This is a genomic window from Rhodococcus sp. JG-3, assembly GCF_000482405.1.
Classification (GTDB): domain Bacteria; phylum Actinomycetota; class Actinomycetes; order Mycobacteriales; family Mycobacteriaceae; genus Rhodococcoides; species Rhodococcoides fascians.
In genome coordinates, this window is sequence record NZ_KI519398.1 from 4,977,186 (window position 1) to 4,994,507 (window position 17,322).

The 17,322-nt window shown below is 64.1% G+C and carries 20 protein-coding genes; 8 read left to right on the forward strand and 12 right to left on the reverse strand.

All coding sequences use genetic code 11. The features are described 5' to 3' along the window. The first annotated feature begins 3 nt into the window (after positions 1–3). The gene (gene purU / locus K414_RS0124855) at positions 4–888 is read left to right on the forward strand and encodes a formyltetrahydrofolate deformylase (RefSeq protein ID WP_027498390.1); all 885 of its coding nucleotides are present in this window, start codon (positions 4–6) and stop codon (positions 886–888) included. A 10-nt stretch (positions 889–898) separates the two neighbouring features. Here the strand turns inward: purU and K414_RS0124860 are convergent, their stop codons facing one another. The 5 genes from K414_RS0124860 to K414_RS0124880 form a co-directional block, all read right to left on the reverse strand. After that, positions 899–1,930, reverse strand: a complete 1,032-nt coding sequence (locus K414_RS0124860; RefSeq protein ID WP_027498391.1) for an alpha/beta hydrolase — start codon at positions 1,928–1,930, stop codon at positions 899–901. Positions 1,931–2,003: 73 nt separating this feature from the next. Beyond that, the gene (locus K414_RS0124865) at positions 2,004–2,294 is read right to left on the reverse strand and encodes a DUF2516 family protein (protein ID WP_027498392.1); all 291 of its coding nucleotides are present in this window, start codon (positions 2,292–2,294) and stop codon (positions 2,004–2,006) included. 67 nt (positions 2,295–2,361) lie between these two features. Beyond that, positions 2,362–3,156 carry a heparin-binding hemagglutinin gene (locus K414_RS0124870; protein WP_027498393.1) on the reverse strand — a complete coding sequence of 265 codons (795 nt, stop codon included), beginning with the start codon at positions 3,154–3,156 and terminating at the stop codon, positions 2,362–2,364. Continuing rightward, positions 3,149–3,616 (reverse strand): helix-turn-helix transcriptional regulator, encoded by a 468-nt coding sequence (locus tag K414_RS0124875; protein ID WP_027498394.1) that lies wholly within the window; start codon positions 3,614–3,616, stop codon positions 3,149–3,151. Before K414_RS0124875 ends, K414_RS0124870 begins: the two co-directional genes overlap by 8 nt. 73 nt (positions 3,617–3,689) lie before the next feature. Continuing rightward, on the reverse strand, positions 3,690–4,964 hold the full coding sequence (locus K414_RS0124880) for a DUF445 family protein (protein ID WP_027498395.1): 1,275 nt from the start codon (positions 4,962–4,964) through the stop codon (positions 3,690–3,692). A gap of 140 nt (positions 4,965–5,104) precedes the next feature. On the opposite strand from K414_RS0124880, the gene K414_RS0124885 reads away from it, so the two are divergent. Further along, a complete protein-coding gene (locus tag K414_RS0124885) occupies positions 5,105–5,782 on the forward strand; it encodes a TetR/AcrR family transcriptional regulator (protein WP_228139367.1) in 678 nt (225 codons plus the stop codon). On the opposite strand, the gene K414_RS29490 is transcribed toward K414_RS0124885, so the two are convergent. After that, complete coding sequence (locus K414_RS29490; RefSeq protein WP_202595085.1) at positions 5,779–5,952, reverse strand: hypothetical protein; 174 nt, start codon at positions 5,950–5,952, stop codon at positions 5,779–5,781. The two genes, K414_RS0124885 and K414_RS29490, sit on opposite strands and share 4 nt — an antisense overlap. A 72-nt stretch (positions 5,953–6,024) precedes the next feature. On the opposite strand from K414_RS29490, the gene K414_RS0124895 reads away from it, so the two are divergent. Both K414_RS0124895 and K414_RS0124900 read left to right on the forward strand, forming a co-directional pair. Beyond that, complete coding sequence (locus K414_RS0124895) at positions 6,025–6,570, forward strand: type 1 glutamine amidotransferase domain-containing protein (RefSeq protein ID WP_027498397.1); 546 nt, start codon at positions 6,025–6,027, stop codon at positions 6,568–6,570. A 16-nt stretch (positions 6,571–6,586) separates the two neighbouring features. Next, positions 6,587–7,576 carry an iron-siderophore ABC transporter substrate-binding protein gene (locus K414_RS0124900; protein WP_027498398.1) on the forward strand — a complete coding sequence of 330 codons (990 nt, stop codon included), beginning with the start codon at positions 6,587–6,589 and terminating at the stop codon, positions 7,574–7,576. A 70-nt stretch (positions 7,577–7,646) separates the two neighbouring features. On the opposite strand, the gene K414_RS0124905 is transcribed toward K414_RS0124900, so the two are convergent. Continuing rightward, a complete protein-coding gene (locus K414_RS0124905) occupies positions 7,647–8,108 on the reverse strand; it encodes a PPOX class F420-dependent oxidoreductase (RefSeq protein ID WP_027498399.1) in 462 nt (153 codons plus the stop codon). 32 nt (positions 8,109–8,140) lie between these two features. Between K414_RS0124905 and K414_RS0124910 the strand changes: the two genes are divergently transcribed. Further along, positions 8,141–8,998 carry a polyphosphate kinase 2 family protein gene (locus tag K414_RS0124910; protein ID WP_027498400.1) on the forward strand — a complete coding sequence of 286 codons (858 nt, stop codon included), beginning with the start codon at positions 8,141–8,143 and terminating at the stop codon, positions 8,996–8,998. 79 nt (positions 8,999–9,077) lie between these two features. Here the strand turns inward: K414_RS0124910 and K414_RS0124915 are convergent, their stop codons facing one another. From K414_RS0124915 to aceA, 4 genes are all read right to left on the reverse strand, one after another. Further along, complete coding sequence (locus tag K414_RS0124915; RefSeq protein WP_027498401.1) at positions 9,078–10,118, reverse strand: NAD(P)-dependent alcohol dehydrogenase; 1,041 nt, start codon at positions 10,116–10,118, stop codon at positions 9,078–9,080. A 96-nt stretch (positions 10,119–10,214) separates the two neighbouring features. Further along, complete coding sequence (locus K414_RS0124920; RefSeq protein WP_027498402.1) at positions 10,215–10,490, reverse strand: hypothetical protein; 276 nt, start codon at positions 10,488–10,490, stop codon at positions 10,215–10,217. Between the two features lie 91 nt (positions 10,491–10,581). Further along, positions 10,582–11,457 carry a 3-hydroxybutyryl-CoA dehydrogenase gene (locus K414_RS0124925; RefSeq protein WP_027498403.1) on the reverse strand — a complete coding sequence of 292 codons (876 nt, stop codon included), beginning with the start codon at positions 11,455–11,457 and terminating at the stop codon, positions 10,582–10,584. Positions 11,458–11,621: 164 nt separating this feature from the next. Beyond that, the gene (gene aceA / locus K414_RS0124930; protein ID WP_027498404.1) at positions 11,622–12,911 is read right to left on the reverse strand and encodes an isocitrate lyase; all 1,290 of its coding nucleotides are present in this window, start codon (positions 12,909–12,911) and stop codon (positions 11,622–11,624) included. Positions 12,912–13,443: 532 nt separating this feature from the next. Between aceA and K414_RS28745 the strand changes: the two genes are divergently transcribed. Beyond that, positions 13,444–14,358, forward strand: a complete 915-nt coding sequence (locus K414_RS28745; protein WP_161631825.1) for a DUF559 domain-containing protein — start codon at positions 13,444–13,446, stop codon at positions 14,356–14,358. 195 nt (positions 14,359–14,553) lie between these two features. Here K414_RS28745 and K414_RS0124940 read toward each other — a convergent pair whose 3' ends face one another. Further along, complete coding sequence (locus K414_RS0124940) at positions 14,554–14,958, reverse strand: hypothetical protein (RefSeq protein WP_027498406.1); 405 nt, start codon at positions 14,956–14,958, stop codon at positions 14,554–14,556. 148 nt (positions 14,959–15,106) lie between these two features. Between K414_RS0124940 and ramB the strand changes: the two genes are divergently transcribed. Continuing rightward, entirely contained in the window at positions 15,107–16,519 is a 1,413-nt protein-coding gene (gene ramB, locus K414_RS0124945; RefSeq protein ID WP_027498407.1) for an acetate metabolism transcriptional regulator RamB, read from the forward strand. Positions 16,520–16,536: 17 nt separating this feature from the next. Further along, positions 16,537–17,310: an LLM class flavin-dependent oxidoreductase gene (locus tag K414_RS27965; protein ID WP_037219565.1), complete on the forward strand. Its 774-nt coding sequence runs from the start codon at positions 16,537–16,539 to the stop codon at positions 17,308–17,310. The last annotated feature ends 12 nt before the right edge of the window (positions 17,311–17,322 follow it).

A 17,322-nucleotide genomic window follows, 5' to 3' on the forward strand; every position in this document is an offset into this window, starting at 1 on the left:
CTCATGAGTTCTTCCGTGTCCGAGGATCGCCGCTACGTTCTGTCCCTCGGTTGCCCAGACAAGACGGGCATCGTCGCCCGTATCTCCACGTTCCTCGCCGAGGTCGGCGGCTGGATCGTCGAGGCCGCCTATCACGCCGATCCAGATACCGGTTGGTTCTTCACGCGTCAGGCCGTGCGGGCCTCGTCGGTGAGCATGAGTGTCGAGGATCTGCGTGCCCGCTTCGCCGAGGTGGCTGCCGAGCTCGGCCCGGAAACCGAATGGGCACTGCATGATTCGGGCGCACCCAAGCGAGTCGTACTGCTGGTGAGCAAGGAAGCACACTGCTTGCACGATCTCCTGGGCCGCGCGGCCGGCGGGGAGCTACCCGCACAGATCTCGGCGGTGATCGGCAACCACAGGTCGCTCGAGCCCGTTGCTGCGGCGCACGGAACACCTTTCCATCACGTCGAGTTCGCGAAGGACCCGTCCGAGCGCGGACCGGCCTTCGAGGAAGTCCGCTCGCTCGTCGACTCCTACGACCCGCACGCGGTGGTGTTGGCGCGCTTCATGCAGGTGCTGCCCGAGTCGCTCTGCGAGCACTGGGCCGGTCGCGCCATCAACATCCACCACAGCTTCCTGCCGTCGTTCGTCGGTGCTCGGCCGTACCACCAGGCGTTCGCCCGTGGCGTCAAGCTCATCGGCGCGACGTGCCATTACGTGACGGCCGAGCTCGACGCAGGTCCGATCATCGAGCAGGACGTCATCCGCGTCGACCACTCCGACGAGGTGGCCGACATGGTGCGTCAGGGGCGCGACATCGAGAAGCTGGTGCTCTCCCGCGGTTTGCGCTGGCACCTCGAGGATCGCGTCCTGGTGCACGGACGCAAGACCGTGGTGTTCAGCTAGACCGTTCGGGTCACAGGTTCCGCAGGCGAACCACTTCGGCGTTGAAGTCGTCGATCGCTTCCACCGAGCTCATGTGGCCGATTCCGGGGATCACGATCAGTCGGCTCAGGTGATCGTGGTCGTCGAGTGCTCGGGCGAGCTTGCGCGCGTGCACGGGCGGGGTCAGTCGATCCGCAGATCCGACGAGCACGCTGGTGGGCACGGACATGTTCTCGAGCGCCTCGCGGATGTCGAGGTCGCTCAACGCAGCGCCCCAGATACCCCGGGTACGCGGCGCGCACTCGAGCACGATCTTCTCGCAGAACGCCACCTCGGCGGGCGTGGCACCGGGAGCCATCGAGATGTACTTGATGGCTTGGCGGGTCACCGGGGATGGCCGTAGCGGTAGCGCCGAGCTCAGCACAGCGCGTCCCACCGGAGCGGGTACCCGTGGGAAGCGCTGCGGCAACGGGATGACGGTGGTCTCTCGGACGAGGGAATCCGTCGCCGTGCTGGCGAGCAGCACGGCGCTGACCAGGCGGTCGACCTGATCGGGGTAATTTCCGGCCCACGCCATGATCGACATGCCGCCCATACTGTGCCCCACCAGGACGGTCTTGTTGTCCTCGGTGACGGTGGCCGAGAGAACGGCCGACAGGTCGTCGGCCAGTACGTCGGGGCTCAGCGGGCGCGTTCCGACGTCGCTGCGCCCGTGTCCGCGCTGGTCGTAGACGATGACGCGGTAGCGACCTGCGAGCGCATTGATCTGCGGAAACCAGTAATCGGCCGAGCAGGTCCAACCGTGACTGAACAGGACGGGTTCGGCATCGGGGTCACCGTAGCTGCGCACGTGCAGGTGTGCGCCGTCGTCGGTGACGACTTCGGTGACGGTCGGCTCGGCCGTGGGATGCTGCAGCAACTCGTCCGGCTGCACGTCCGTGGTCTTGGTGAACGAATGCAGTCGACGTCGCCGAACGACGAAGGCCCCGATGCTCGCGGCAGCGGCGATGCCTCCGAGTCCGAGCAGCGAACGTTCGATTACCTTGCGTGAAACCACTGATATTCCCCTCTACCTGTGACCCCCGAGCGGGTGCGGTAGAGGTTACGCCCAGCGCCGAACGGGCGTCGAAGCCCCTCTACCAGCGCGGTCCGCGCTGAATGCCGTCGATCTTGGGACGCACGTCCACCAGGTACACCGCGATCGCGACGACTCCGATGATCCAGAACATGATGACGATCGGGCCGATCAGCGTCAGCAGCAGTCCCACGGCCAGAATGCCCAGCCAGGCGTTCTTGGTCAGCTTGCCGGTGGCCGGAAAAGCGTCGGCACGTTGGCGTAGCGCGTGAAAGATTGCGTACGCAGCCCCTGCAATCGAGATGATTTGCAGGATCAGGAAGATCGTCTGGGAGAAGCTGCTCGCAATCACGTCGCCCAGTGTACGAGAAACGACCCCTGCACCGTGCGGTGCAGGGGTCGTTTTCTTTACGAGTGCTTTAGCTGGTGGTCTTCTTGGCCGGAGCCTTCTTGGCAGCCGGTGCCGGTGCGGTCTTCTTGGCGGCCGGTGCCGGGGCAGCCTTCTTGGCCGGTGCCGGAGCAGCCTTCTTGATCGGTGCGTCGGCGGTGCCGCGGGTCTTGGATTCGACCTTGCCTGCCACGCCGCTCACCTTGTCGGACGCCTCTACGGCCTTGTCCTTGGCTTCGTCGCCGGCTTCGTCGATGTTCTCGGCGAGCTCGTCGGCGGCCTCGGAGATCTCGTCGGCACCTTCGCGAACCTTGTCCGACGCGATGCCGGCCAGAGCTGCGGCGCGCTCGCCGACCGCGCGGGTCTGCGATGCGACAGTTCCGAGAGCGTGCTCGGTGAGGTCGACGACGTCGTTGGCGGCGGAGTTGGCGCGTTCGAGGCCTTCTTCGACTGCCGGGGTGCGGCGGATGCGCTCGACGGTCTCTTCGCCGCGCTCGGCGAGCGAGGTGTACAGGTCGGACGCGACCTTGAGGTACGCCTCGGCTACCTTGCGAAGCTCGTCCGGGGTGAAGCGCTCGCGGAGCTCGGCGATCTCGTCGGGCAGCTCTGCGGGCAGGTTCGTCAGGCGCTCGCGGAGCGACTCGACGCCCTCGGTGACCTCTTCGGAGAGGTCTGCGATGCGAGCGTTGACCTCGCTGGTCCGGCTCTCGGCGCGCGAGCGCACCTGTGCCACGACGTCTGCGACGGCCTGGACGACTGCGTCGCCGGCACCGACAGCTGCGTAGATCGGAGTCTTGACGTTCTCGAAGTTCTTGGAATCAGACATCTGGTGTCTCCTGTTCGTCGGTTTCGGGCTCTTGCGTCGACTCGTTCTCACGACAGAACGAGTCGTAGATCTCGATCAGCACTTGCTTCTGCCGTTCGGTGATGTGCTCATCGCCGAGCAGAGCTTCGCGCACCGGACCGTGGGGACGCGCTTCCAAGATCCCGGCCCGGACGTACAGCACCTCGGAGGAGACGCGCAGACCCTTGGCTATCTGCGCAAGCACTTCTGCGGACGGATTGCGTAGTCCGCGTTCGATCTGGCTCAGATACGGGTTGCTCACTCCGGCCCTGCTCGCGAGCTGCCGCATGGATACCTGTGCGGCTTCTCGCTGGGACCGGATGTAGCTTCCGATGTCCTGGGCTGCAGTCGTGACGACTGCGGCGACAAGGTCTCCGGCCTCGGCGACCACCTGCGTCGCCTCGGTCGCTTTGGCGACCAGATCCCCCTCGTTCTCGGCCATCTCGGCCTCCTGGTTTCGGTGTCCTACTGGACGGTACCGAAGGGTGCTAACTATTGCAAGCACTCTGCTAGCACTAGTGTCCGAAGATCAGATCGGAGACGGTGTAGATCGCCAGGCCTGCGATGGAACCGACGACGGTGCCGTTGATCCGGATGAACTGCAGGTCTCGTCCGACCTGCAGTTCGATCTTCCTGCTTGCTTCTTCGGCGTCCCAGCGCGCGACGGTGTCGCCGATGATCGTCGTGATCTCGTCGGCGTAGTTGGCAGCGATGTAACGGGCCCCACCCAGCAGCCAACCGTCGGCTTTTCCGCGCAATTCGTCGTCGTCGCGCAGTCGAATGCCGAAGTTGGCCGTGTTCTCCTTGATCTTGTTGCGCAAAGTACTCGTCGGATCGTCCACCGACTCCGTGATCAGACGCTTGGCCACCTTCCACGTCGACGCGGCGAGCCCGGTGATCTCCTCGCGGCCCATGATCTGCGCTTTGAGCTTCTCGGCCTTCTCGATGGTGGCCGGATCGTTCTGCAGATCATTGGCGTAGTCGACGAGGAACTTGTTCGCCGCCAGGCGCACCTCGTGTTCGGGATTGGAGCGGATCTTCCACGTGAACTCGACGAGTTCCTTGTAGACCTTCTCCCCCAGCAGTGTGTCGACGAACTTCGGCGACCAGTTGGGCGAGTCCCGGGCGACGACACGATCGATCATCTCCTGGCTGCCCAGTGCCCACTGATGAGCCCGCTCGGCCAGCATGTCGATCAGCGGCAGCTGACGATTCTCGCGAAGCAGCTCGTCGAGGATGCGGCCGATCGGCGGCCCCCATTGCGGATCGGCCAGTCGGCGCACGATGGTGCTGTCGATGACGGCGGTGATGTCCTCGTCGTTGAGCACGTCGACCACGCCGTGCAGCACCGTTGCCGCCTCGGCCGCCACCCGTTCCGCATTGTCGGGTTGGGCGAGCCAGGTGCCGAGCCGCAACGGCACCTGAGCCGACGCGACCTTCTCCGAGACGACCTCGGGCGCGAGGAAGTTGCTACCGACGAACGAGCTCAGGCTGGCACCGAGCTGGTCCTTCTTCTTCTTGATCAGGGCCGTGTGCGGAATCGGAATGCCCAGCGGATGCTTGAACAGGGCCGTCACTGCGAACCAGTCCGCCAGCGCGCCCACCATGCCTGCCTCCGACGCCGCTCGGACGTACCCCACCCATGCCCCGGCCCCGGTGGATTCCTGCCAGCGGCAGAAGAGATAGACGATCGAGGCGAAGACGAGGAATCCCGTCGCGACGGTTTTCATCTTGCGGAGGTCGCGACGCTTGGTCTCGTCGTCGAAGTTCATGAGCTGCACACCCGACATTGTGCCCAGAATCGCAACCGATCAACCGGGCACGGCCCCCTCCTGTGTCGTACCCGACGCATAAGGTGGGTGACGTGGTGAAAAATAGTGCGGCGGCAGCCTCGGAGGACGCCCCCGAGGCGGACGCGGACAAGCCCAAGATCGAGAAGCCGGACGGCCGCAAGCGTCGATGGCGAGAGCACAAGATCGCCCGACGCGAGGAGCTCGTCGACGGTACGTTGGCCGCGATCCGGCTGCGTGGTCGCGAGATCGGGATGGACGAGATCGCGTCGGAGATCGGTATCTCGAAGACGGTGCTCTATCGGTATTTCACCGACAAGAACGATCTGACCAGCGCGACGATGTCCCGGTACGTCGAAACCACCCTCGCGCCGCGCATCTACTCCGCGATCTCCCACGAGCTCGACGAGTACGAGCTGACCCGGGTGGTGGTGACCGCCTACGTCGAGACGGTGGCCACCGATCCCGAGGTGTACCTCTACGTGATGGCCAACAACGCCGGCAACAACCGGGACGTGGTGGCCGAGTCCGAGCGCATGATCGCCGAACTCCTCTCCACCGTGTTGGGTGAGCGGCTGCGCCAACGCGAGATGGATTCGGGCGGCTCGGTGCCGTGGGCGTTCGCCATCGTCGGCGCAGTCCAGTTGGCCACGCACTGGTGGATCTCGAACAAATCCATGTCCGCCGACGACCTGATCGACTACCTCTGCATGATGATGTGGGGCGGCATCCACGGCGTGGCCATGGCCGACGGCTCACCGGCCAAGTTCAAGTCGCAGCCGCATCCTCTGGTGGACGACGAGCCGGGTAAGTCCTAGCGCTCGTCGTATTCGTCGTCGATCGGAACTTCGGTGCGTTGTTCGATGACGTCCGTGGCGTCGGCCTCGACGGGGAGATCGCCCGCATCCGGCTCGTCGGGTTCGTCCGCGATCGGCAGATTCTGCTCGACGCGATCCTCGGTCGGAGATTCGATCGGTGATTCACTCATGTGTCCATTCGTACCACTGCCGCGCACACGGTTCTCGTTTGAAACTCGATCGCGCCGGTAATCCGAACGAGCATGAACAACGAAACATTGTCCGGACGCCGCATTGCCGTTCTCGCCACCGACGGTGTCGAGCAGGTCGAATTGGTGCAGCCCCGTGAAGCCGTCGAAAATGCCGGTGGCACAGTCACATTGGTGTCGCTCGATCACGGCGACATCCAAGCCATGAACAGCGACGTGAACGCAGGCGATACGTTCAGTGTCGACAAGATCGCGGGTGAGGTATCGGTCGACGACTTCGACGCGTTGATCCTGCCCGGCGGCACCACGAATCCCGATCAACTGCGCGTGGATGCGGACGCAGTGGAGTTCGTGCGTGCGTTCGTTCAGGCGCGCAAACCGGTCGGAGTCATCTGCCACGGCGCGTGGACGTTGGCCGAAGCAGACGTACTGAAAGGCCGCACGCTGACGTCCTACCCGAGCATTCGGACCGACCTTCGTAACGCCGGTGCGACTGTCGTCGACGAGGAAGTGGTCGTGGACGGCAATCTGGTGTCGAGCCGCAACCCCGACGACCTGCCGGCCTTCTGCGCGAAGATCGTGGAGCACTTCCGCGCTTGATAGGTTAGCGTGCCCTATGCGCATTTCTCGATCTCTGGCCCTGCCTGCGGCAGCCGTGGCCCTCGCTCTGACCCTGACCGCGTGCGGATCCGATAGTTCCGACGGCGGTGACTCGGCCGACTCGGCTGCTGCGGGCACGGTAGTCACCGACATGTTCGGGGAGGTCGAGGTGCCGGCCGATCCCCAGCGAGTAGTTGCGCTCGGCTGGTCCGACGCCGAAACCGCACTGGCTCTCGGCGTGCAGCCCGTCGGAGCCAGTGACTGGCTCGGCGTCGGAGGCAACGGCCTCGGCCCTTGGGTCACCGAAAAGTACGACACCGACCCGACGATCCTGGCCACCTACGACATCGACGTCGAATCGGTCGCCGCCCTGGCACCGGACCTGATCCTGTGGACCAGGAGCACCAACGACAAGGCCATGTACGACCAGCTGTCCGACATCGCCCCCACTGTCGCGGCCCCTCCGGGAACCGACGTCGCCTACGGCACCACATGGGACGGGCAGACCGAGATCGTCGCCGAGGCACTCGGAAAAGTCGACAAAGGCAAAAAGCTGATCGACGACACCAAGACCCAATTCGCCGAGACCGTGGCTGCCAACCCGGAATTCGCCGGCAAGTCCGTCGCCGTCGGCACGCTGTACAGCGGCCAGAGCGGGGCCTACGTACGCGGCGACACCCGAGTCGACTTCCTCGAAGCACTCGGACTGACGAACGCCCCGGCCATCCAGAACCTCGCCCAACCCGGGAAATTCAGCGTCGACCTCTCCGAGGAGAACATCGCGAACCTCGACGCCGACCTGACCGTCATGTTCCCCATCGGCAGCGGACCCGAGGTCATCACCGAGAACCCGCTCATCCAGGGACTGCCGTCGGCCCGCGACGGACGCCTCGTCGTGCTCGGTGACACCGACCTGTCCAACGCATTCTCGGCCGCCTCCGTCGCGGGAACCCGATATGCACTCGACAACGCAGTGCCACTGTTCGCAGCACCACTGAAGGCCTAGCTCACACCCGCCCGGGAGGGCTTGCGACACTCTTCCCGGGCGGGCTTGTCACACTCTTCCCGGGGGCTTGTCACACTCTCCCGGGCGGGAAGCCACCCGCGGCGATCGGGCCCCAGGTGTCGATCGTGATGCGGATCAACGACTTTCCCTGCTTCACCATCGCTGCGCGGTACTCGTCCCAGTCCGAGTGCTCGCCGGCGATGCTGCGGAAGTACTCCACCAGAGGCTCGACGGCGTCGGGGAGATCGATGATCTCGGCCGTCCCGTCGACCTGGACGTAGTCGCCGTTCCAGTCGTCGCTGTGTACCAACACGGTGACGGCCGGCGTGCGGCGGATGTTGTGCACCTTGGCGCGCTCGGGGTAGGTGGCGATGACGATGCGGCCTTCCGAGTCCACGCCTGCGGACACCGGGGAGACCTGCAGACCGTCGTCGCGCTTACGCGTGATCAGGGTGTGGTGGTGCCGCGGAGATACGAATTCGAGCAGTTGCTCACGCGACACAGTCTCGGCTTTTGCGATGGTAGGGGCCATGAATCCCATGGTAGAGAAGTAGTCTTCCGCCTATGGCCGACAAGTCGAAACTGTGGACGCTCTCTCCCGTCGATGTGCTGCGCGCCAGTGCCTCTCCTCGTGTGGAGGACATCGATTTCACCGCCACTCCGGGGTTCGACGGCGCGAAAGCACACGGCAACGACGTCCTCGAGCAGCGCGGTGCGGTGCTGGCGGCGCTCCAGGAAAAGCTCTATGCCCACGGGCGCGCAGGCGGCACCAAGTCGGTTCTGCTCGTGCTGCAGGGCATGGACACTGCAGGCAAGGGCGGCATGGTCAAGCACGTCATCGGGATGGTCGATCCGCAGGGCGTCGACCTCGCGTCGTTCGGGGTGCCGACCCAGGAGGAGAAGCAACACCACTACCTGTGGCGCATCCGCAAAGCTCTTCCGCGCGCAGGCCGAATCGGGGTGTTCGATCGGTCCCATTACGAGGACGTTCTCGTCGTCGCGGTCCACGACCTCGTGCCACGGCAGGTGTGGGAGAAGCGATTCGACGAGATCAACGCCTTCGAGAAGGAGTTGGTCGACGAGGACACGGTCGTTGTCAAGGTGGCCTTGTTCGTCTCGGCCGACGAACAGAAGAAGCGATTGCAGGAGCGGCTGGATCGACCCGAGAAGCACTGGAAGTACAACCCGGGTGACGTCACCGAGCGTGGTTTCCTGCCGCAGTACCGGGCCGCGTATCAGCGGGTTCTCGATCGCACGGATACCGACCACGCACCGTGGTACGTCGTGCCGGCCGACCGCAAGTGGTACAGCAGACTGGCCGTCACGGAAATTCTCATCGACGCGCTCGAAAAGCTCGATCTCGATTGGCCCGCAGCCGATTTCGATGTCGAACACGAGAAGAAGCGGCTGGCCGAGAGCTGAACCCCCTTCGAAGGCGTGAATGGTCCATCGACCCCCGTCTGGGCAGGTCAATGGACCATTCACGCGTCCAAGGAGATAGTTACAGCGTGGCTGCGTCGATCACGAAGCGGTAGCGCACGTCGGACTTGACGACGCGGTCGTATGCCTCGTTGATCTTCTCGGCCGGAATGACCTCGATCTCGGCACCGATGTGGTGCTCGGCGCAGAAGTCCAGCATTTCCTGGGTCTCGGCAATGCCGCCGACCATGGAACCGGCGAACGAGCGACGGTTGGCCAGCAGGTTGAATGCAGGCACCTCGAGGGGCTTCTCGGGAACACCGAGCTCGACGAGGGTTCCGTTGCGGGCCAGCAGTCCCAGGTACTTGCCCATGGGCAGGTTGGCCGAGACGGTGTTGAGAATCAGGTCGAACTTGCCCTGCAGATCCTTGAGCGCGGTGGTGTCCTTGGTGGCGTAGTACTCGTCGGCACCGTAGGCCTTGCCGTCTGCTTCTTTCGCATCCGTCTGGCTCAGCACGGTGACGTGCGCGCCCATGGCGTGAGCGATCTTGACGCCGATGTGTCCGAGGCCGCCCATTCCGATGATGGCGACCTTCTTGTCGGGGCCGGCTCCCCAGTGCTTGAGGGGCGAGTACAGCGTGATGCCTGCGCACAGCAGCGGCGCTGCGACGTCGAGTTCGACGCCTTCCGGGATTCCGAGGACGAACTTCTCGGTGACGACGATCTGGGTGGAGTAGCCGCCGTTGGTGAACTCACCCTCGTAGGTGGTGGAGTTGTACGTCTGGACGACGCCCTTGGTGCAGTACTGCTCGTCGCCGTCGAGACATGCCTCGCACTTGCCGCAGGAGTCGACGAAGCAGCCGACGCCCACGCGGTCGCCGACCTTGCGGGTGGTCACCTCGGAGCCGACCTCGGCCACGATGCCGGCGATCTCGTGTCCGGGAACGACGGGGTACGTGGTGCCGCCCCACTCGTTTCGGGCGGTGTGGATGTCGGAGTGGCAGATGCCCGCGAACTTGACGTCGATGAGGATGTCGTGCGGTCCGACTGCGCGTCGCTCGATCGTCGCCTTCTCGAGCGGGGCGTCCGGAGCGGTGGCCTGGTAAGCGGTAGCTGAAGTCATATCTACATTGCTACCTACGCATCTGTGTAAGCGCAACACAGCTACCGCTACGACCAGGCTATTCCTGCTCCGAACGAGTCGTTCGCAACAGTAACGTCAGCTGTTCTTGGCGATATTGACGCCGAGCCATCCAACATACGCTGCCAGACCGACCAGTCCGATTTTGCGGGTCTTGGGGTACGCGATCGCCACGCCGACGGCCAGTTCGGTGGCCCCGTTACGACTGATCCAGGTTCGAGTGTCCTTGGGGAACGGAAGCTTGGTGATTCCCTCGAAGGCCTCCGGCACGACGAAATGGGCCGCGCCTGTAGCGGCCAACCCGATTCCGAATGCCTTGGGCACCAGACCGTTCGACTTCTTGGACTTGCTCACTGACATGCTCCCTGGGATCGATGGATTTGCACCGGCAGACCGACAATAGCGCTCGGCAGGCCGCTGCGCGGCGACCCGCCCGAGACGCCCACTACTTTGCTACGCGGCCGTTCTCGTAGCGGTAGAACCCGGCCCCGGTCTTCTTGCCCGTCTGTCCCGCCTCGACCATGCGCAGCAACAACGGCGGTGCCGCGAACAGCGGCTCGTCGAATTCCGAATACATGGAGTCGGCAATGGACTTGACGGTGTCGAGACCTACGAGATCCGCGAGGGCGAGCGGTCCCATCGGGTGCGCCAAACCCAGAACAGTCGCTTTGTCGACGTCTTCCTTGGTGGCGAATCCCGACTCGACCATGCGGATCGCCGAGAGCAGATACGGAACGAGAAGTGCGTTGACGACGAAGCCCGAGCGATCCGCGGATCGCACCACCTGCTTGCCGAGAACATCTCCGGCGAAGGCTTCGGCGCGGTCGGCCACCGCATCGGACGTTGTGCTCGTGGTGACCAGCTCGACGAGCGGCAATACCGGAACCGGATTGAAGAAATGAAGTCCGACGACGCGTTGCGGTGCCGTGGTGGCCGACGCGAGCGTCGTGATCGGAATGGACGAGGTGTTGGACGCGAGCACGGCATTCGCGTCGGACACCACCGCGTCGAGTTCTGCGAATATTGCCGCCTTGATCTCTTCGTCCTCGAGGACTGCTTCGACGACGAGTTGGCGGTCTGCGAAGTCCCCGAGGTCGCAGGTGAACCGCAACCGGGAGGCGGCGTGTTCTCGTTCGCGCTCGGTGATCTTGCCGCTGCTCACTCCGCGGTTCAGTGATTGCAGGATGCGGCTGCGGCCGGCCGTCGCCAGTTCGCGAGTCTGTTCGTAGACCGCCACGTCGACGTGCGCGCGGGCGCAGACCTCTGCGATTCCCGCACCCATCTGTCCGGCTCCGACGATCCCCACCCTCTCCACCGTCACAGCAAACTCCTAGCGAATAATGTTGCACCACAACAGCTTAAAGCGAGATGAGGGTAACCCTTCCGGGGTACGCCCAGAACCCAGGCGATACAAATCAGGCGGCCCGCAGCGAAACGCTGGGGCCGCCTGACTAGTGCGCTGAAGTTCCGGGGAGGCGGGCTAGCTCAGTGGAACTGGCCTTCTTCGGTGGATCCCTTCAGTGCAGCCGTCGAGGTGTTGGGGTCGACGGTGGTGGCGATGCGGTCGAAGTAGCCGGCGCCGACCTCACGCTGGTGCTTGATGGCGGTGAAGCCACGCTCTTCGGCAGCCTTGAACTCGCGCTCCTGCAGGTCGACGAACGCGGTCATGCCTTCGCGGGCGTAGCCGTGTGCCAGGTCGAACATGCCGTAGTTGAGCGAGTGGAAGCCCGCGAGGGTGATGAACTGGAACTTGAAGCCCATGGCGCCGAGTTCCTTCTGGAACTTCGCGATGGTGGCGTCGTCCAGGTGTGCCTTCCAGTTGAACGAAGGCGAGCAGTTGTAGGCCAGCAGCTGGTCCGGGAATTCGCTGCGAACCGACTCGGAGAACTTCTTGGCGACCTCGAGGTCCGGGACGCCGGTCTCCATCCAGATGAGGTCTGCGTACGGTGCGTAGGCCTTGGCGCGAGCGATGCAGGGCTCGATGCCGTTCTTGACGCCGAAGAAGCCTTCTGCGGTGCGGGTTCCGTCGAGGAACTCGCGGTCACGCTCGTCGACGTCGGAGGTGATCAGCGTGGCTGCCTCGGCGTCGGTGCGGGCGATGATGACCGAGGGGACGTCGGCAACGTCCGAGGCCAGACGGGCGGAGGTCAGGGTGCGGATGTGCTGCTGGGTGGGGATGAGCACCTTGCCACCGAGGTGGCCGCACTTCTTCTCCGATGCGAGCTGGTCTTCCCAGTGCACACCGGCAGCGCCGGCCACGATCATGGCCTTCTGCAGCTCGTAGGCGTTCAGTGCGCCACCGAAGCCTGCTTCGGCGTCGGCCACGATGGGTGCAACCCAGTTCTTGACGGACGTGTCGCCCTCGATCTTGGCGATCTCGTCGGCGCGCAGGAGCGCGTTGTTGATGCGACGGACGACCGACGGAACCGAGTTGGCCGGGTAGAGGCTCTGGTCCGGGTAGGTGTGGCCCGAGAGGTTGGCGTCGCCGGCGACCTGCCAGCCGGAGAGGTAGATCGCCTGGAGGCCGGCGCGAATCTGCTGCACGGCCTGGTTGCCGGTGAGGGCACCGAGCGAGTTGATGTAGTCCTCGTTGTTGACGAGATCCCACAGGATCTCGCTGCCGCGGCGAGCGAGTGTGGCTTCTTCGACCACAGTGCCCTGGAGGTCGGAGACCTGCTGCGCGGTGAAGTTACGGGTGACGCCCTTCCAGCGCGGGTTGGTGTCCCAATCCTGCTGAATCTCGGCGGTGGTCTTCGGGGTGCCGGTGGTCGACATCGGAGCTCCAGTCTCTTCTCTGCTTCTCGGCCTGCCGCGAGACGAATCTTCACATCGTTGCCAGGCCCTTCTGGTGTACTCCAAAACAATGGCACACCCGAAAACAGGCGTCTACCAGTTGTTAGTGCCAATCTTGGCTAGCTTTCCAGAGCCCTTTGCTAAGTCTGCGAATTTTCGGGGCTCGCATACCTCGCCGATCGGGCAGCGTGGTTACTCGTCGGTAGCGACGAATCCCCAGTTGGTGAACGGAATGAACAAAATTCTTTACGGGACGCTTGTACGGTTTGAATCGAGCGTCTGAATCGAGTCAGAAAACAGCCTGGTAGTGATGGACGTCACACACGCTTTGTCTCACGATGTGGACGCTGCACAAGGTGCTCCACTCGCGATCTCTCGTTGGAGAATCCCCCGTGCGAGTGCGTCGAGTGGAGCAGGAATTGCACCATCCACAAGCCATCGGCCATGCACAGGCCATTCCATTTCCCCAGGTCGACCGATCAACGCCCCACAACGACGCACCGATGCTGCAGCCGTGACACACCACAACCCCGCAGGTCGTTCCGCAGGCTCCACTCCCACCCCCGCAGGTCATTCCGCAGGCTCCACTCCCACCCCCGCAGGCTCCACTCCCACCACTTGGGGGGATCTCGTCGCCGCAGGGATTCACCCCAGCACCATCTCGCGTCGCTTCACGCGCGTCCTGCCGACGGTCCATATGCGCGGGGAGCCGTCGACGATGGACCGTTGTCTGGCGATCACGCTGTGGCGACCCGACGCCGTCCTCAGTCATCGATCGGCCGCGTACCTGCGCGGCTGGACCACCGAACCGACAATGCTCGACGCCACCGTCCCTCGAACTGCGCGGCTACGACCTCCGTCGTGGCTTCGGCTGCACCGTCGCGACATGGATTCCACGCTTGTCGACGAGGTCGCGGCGCTGCCCTGCACCATCTCTGCGCAGACGATGCTCGATTGCCTGGCGCTACTCCCCCGCCCCGATGCCGAGTTGCTGATCGACGAGCGCCTGAAGTTCGGAATGGACCCGGCTTTGCTGCTCTGCCTACTCGACCGATTCCCGGGTCGGCACGGGAACGTCGAGCTGGCTCGTCAGGTGCGGCTCGCGGTATCGAGATTTGCGTCGGAGCCCGAGCGCGCCCTGGGCCGCGCAGTGCATCGACTCGGCCTGCGCCAGGAGATGAACGCTGCAGTCGGTCCGTTCGTGTGTGATTTCGTCGACCGCCGCAGCCGAACGATCGTCGAAGTCGACGGTCGCGAATTCCACAGTGCAGCAGCCGTATTCAGCAAGGATCGCCGACGACAGAACGCGCTGATCCTCGATGGCTGGTTGGTGCTGCACTACTCGGCGTTCGATGTGCTCACCGCGCCTGACGACGTGGCTGCCGAAATCGCGTCGGTTGTCAGGCGGCGCCGGGCATCGCGGCGATGACTGCACACAATGCTCCACTCGCTGGGCCGCACACGGAATTCATCGTGCCCGCCCCAGGGAGTGGAGCACCAGTTGCATCAGGCCGGTCGCAGTGGCCGACCCGGCGCTGAATGCATAAGATGCTCCGCTTCCCGAGGCGAGCACGGGATTTACCGCGCCCGCCCCAGTCAGTGGAGCATCAGTTGCAGAGAAGGCTCAGATGCGAACGCCGGTGCGCTCGTCGCTGGAGGCCACTACTCGCGAGGTGACCGGTGCCCGGCGCGATGCGATGACTCCCAACGCACCCATGGCGGCGATCACGAGTCCGCCGACGATGGCGAACAGGTCCGCGGCCAGCAATCCGGAGGGGAAGACCATCAACGCGGGCGAGACGGCAAGCAACACACCGAGGCCGACGTGAGTCCAGTGGCTCTGTCTGGACGCGGATCCGATTGCCCAGAGCGCCGACGATGCCGCGAGGATGCCGAGCACCAGGATGGCTCCGGTGACTTCTTGGTCGCCCTGGACGGGAAGCCAGACGGTGGAGGCGACCAGAACGGCCCCGGTGACGAAGACGACGACGTCCCTGACGATTTCCGATGTGCGCTGACGATTGGACATGACCGCTCCTCGAGGTGCGTGATGAATAGCTCGTATATCGGTATACGCCTTTACTTCGGCTAATGTTCCCGACGGTCACCGAATCGTGACCCAGCAGCTAGTTGCGAACGGTGTTAAGGCAATTCTTCGCAGGCGTAGCCTGGCAACCGTGTCCAAGACTTTCGTCGGCGTTCGCCTTCGGCAGCTCCGCAGCGAACGCAGCATGAGCCAGGTATCTCTGGCGCAGAAGCTCGGCATCTCGGCCAGCTATCTCAACCAGATCGAGCACGACGTACGCCCGTTGACGGTTCCGGTACTGCTGCGCATCTCGGAGGTCTTCGGCGTCGACACCTCGTTCTTCTCCTCCGAGGACGACACCAGGTTGGTTGCCGAGTTGCGCGAGGTCGCACTCGATCAGGACATGGGCATCGACGCAGATCCGCACGAGATCGCGCAGATGGTCAGCTCGCACCCACAGCTGGCTCGGGCAATGGTCAATATGCATCGCCGATACCGCAATACGACGGCTCAGCTGTTGGCAGCGACCGAGGAACGATTCTCCGACGGCAGTGGCAGCGGCTCCATCAGCAAGCCGCACGAAGAGGTGCGCGACTACTTCTATCAACGACAGAACTATCTGCACGAATTGGATACCGCCGCAGAGGCATTGACATCGCGGATCCGGTTCCATCGCGCCGACGTGGGCGGTGAGATCGCGAAGCGGTTGCGCACGGTGCACGACGTGCAGATCGTCAATCGCATCGACCTCGGTGAGAACGTGCTGCATCGGTTCGACCCGCAGACGCGGGTGTTGGAGATTTCTCCTCACCTCTCCGGCGGGCAGAAGGTGTTCAAGTTCGCCGCCGAGCTCGCGTATCTCGAATGCGGTGATCTGTTGAACAAGATGGCCGACGAGGGAAACTTCACGAGCGAGGCGTCGAAGAAACTGGCGGTGCTCGGGTTCGCCAACTATTTCGCGGCCGCGACGGTGTTGCCGTATCACCAGTTCCACGACGTCGCCGAGGATTTCCGATACGACATCGAGCGGCTGTCGGCCTTCTTCTCGGTGAGTTACGAGACCATCTGCCACCGACTGTCCACGCTGCAGCGCCCCGAGATGCGCGGTGTTCCGTTCTCGTTCGTTCGGGTCGATCGCGCCGGCAACATGTCGAAACGACAGTCCGCCACCGGGTTTCACTTCTCCTCCAGCGGCGGCACGTGCCCGCTGTGGAACGTGTACGAGACGTTCGCGTATCCCGGCAAGATCATGACGCAGATCGCCGAGATGCCCGACGGCCGAAACTACCTGTGGATCGCGCGGACGGTGGAACGCCGCGCCGCTCGATACGGTCAGCCCGGCAAGACTTTTGCCATCGGCCTCGGTTGCGAACTGCGCCATGCCGGACGGCTCGTCTATGCCGATGGATTGGACGTGCAGGGCTCGGCGGTCGCAACTCCAATCGGAGCGGGTTGCCGGGTCTGCGAACGCTCGAACTGCCCGCAGCGTGCGTTTCCGCCGCTGGGCAAGGATCTCGACATAGACGAGCACCGAAGCTCGGTGTCCCCGTACCTCGTTCGCTGAGTAGAAAGAGAATTCCCATGACCCGAATCGGCGTTGTACTCCGGCCCGAGATCGCCCCGGAGGCGCTGGTCGACGCGGCTCGCGCAGCCGATGCTGCGGGCGTCGACGAGGTCTGGCTGTGGGAAGACTGCTTCTTCTCCGGCGGGCTGTCCACTGCTGCACTGATTCTCGCGAGCACCGATCGCGTGAACGTCGGCATCGGGGTGTTGCCCACTCCGATGCGGAACGTGGCGTCGACGGCCATGGAGATCGCGACCGTCGCTCGGGTCCATCCGGGCCGGCTCCGCGTGGGACTCGGCCACGGCGTCCAGTCGTGGATGGACCAGATCGGCGCACGAGTGCAGTCTCCGCTGACGTTGCTCGACGAGCAGATGACAGCCCTCACCGCTCTCCTCGCGGGCGAGAGCGTCACCACGCAGGGTCGGTACGTCTCGCTCGACAATGTGCAGCTCGATTGGCCTCCGCTGCAGGCACCTCCGCTTCTTGTCGGGGCCACGGGCCCGAAAACCCTTGCTCTGAGCGGCCGCAGGAGCGTCGGCACCATTCTCACGAGCGAGACGGACCCGGATCAGCTGCGGACTGCCGTCGGGCATATCGCCGCGGGGCCGGGTCACGACATCGTCGTCTATGTCGCCGTCGGATCCGATTCCGATGCCGCCATGAGCAATCTGCAGCGCTGGATCGATGCGGGCGCGACAACTGTCGTACTGGAACCGACTGCAGAACAACCGGATCCGACCCCACTGTTCGCGCACGCCGCGTCCTTGACAAAGGAGTTCGGAGCCCGGTAACCAGCAGTCTCA

Bases quoted from the DNA above. Each gene is read 5' to 3' on its own strand.
- K414_RS0124900 (WP_027498398.1), top strand. From the start codon at position 6,587: ATGCGCATTTCTCGATCTCTGGCCCTGCCTGCGGCAGCCGTGGCCCTC.
- K414_RS0124905 (WP_027498399.1), bottom strand. From the start codon at position 8,108: ATGGCCCCTACCATCGCAAAAGCCGAGACTGTGTCGCGTGAGCAACTG.
- K414_RS0124940 (WP_027498406.1), bottom strand. From the start codon at position 14,958: ATGTCCAATCGTCAGCGCACATCGGAAATCGTCAGGGACGTCGTCGTC.
- K414_RS0124915 (WP_027498401.1), bottom strand. From the start codon at position 10,118: ATGACTTCAGCTACCGCTTACCAGGCCACCGCTCCGGACGCCCCGCTC.
- K414_RS0124870 (WP_027498393.1), bottom strand. From the start codon at position 3,156: ATGTCTGATTCCAAGAACTTCGAGAACGTCAAGACTCCGATCTACGCA.
- K414_RS27965 (WP_037219565.1), top strand. From the start codon at position 16,537: ATGACCCGAATCGGCGTTGTACTCCGGCCCGAGATCGCCCCGGAGGCG.
- K414_RS0124910 (WP_027498400.1), top strand. From the start codon at position 8,141: ATGGCCGACAAGTCGAAACTGTGGACGCTCTCTCCCGTCGATGTGCTG.
- K414_RS29490 (WP_202595085.1), bottom strand. From the start codon at position 5,952: ATGAGTGAATCACCGATCGAATCTCCGACCGAGGATCGCGTCGAGCAG.
- K414_RS0124895 (WP_027498397.1), top strand. From the start codon at position 6,025: ATGAACAACGAAACATTGTCCGGACGCCGCATTGCCGTTCTCGCCACC.
- K414_RS0124875 (WP_027498394.1), bottom strand. From the start codon at position 3,616: ATGGCCGAGAACGAGGGGGATCTGGTCGCCAAAGCGACCGAGGCGACG.
- purU (WP_027498390.1), top strand. From the start codon at position 4: ATGAGTTCTTCCGTGTCCGAGGATCGCCGCTACGTTCTGTCCCTCGGT.
- aceA (WP_027498404.1), bottom strand. From the start codon at position 12,911: ATGTCGACCACCGGCACCCCGAAGACCACCGCCGAGATTCAGCAGGAT.
- K414_RS0124880 (WP_027498395.1), bottom strand. From the start codon at position 4,964: ATGTCGGGTGTGCAGCTCATGAACTTCGACGACGAGACCAAGCGTCGC.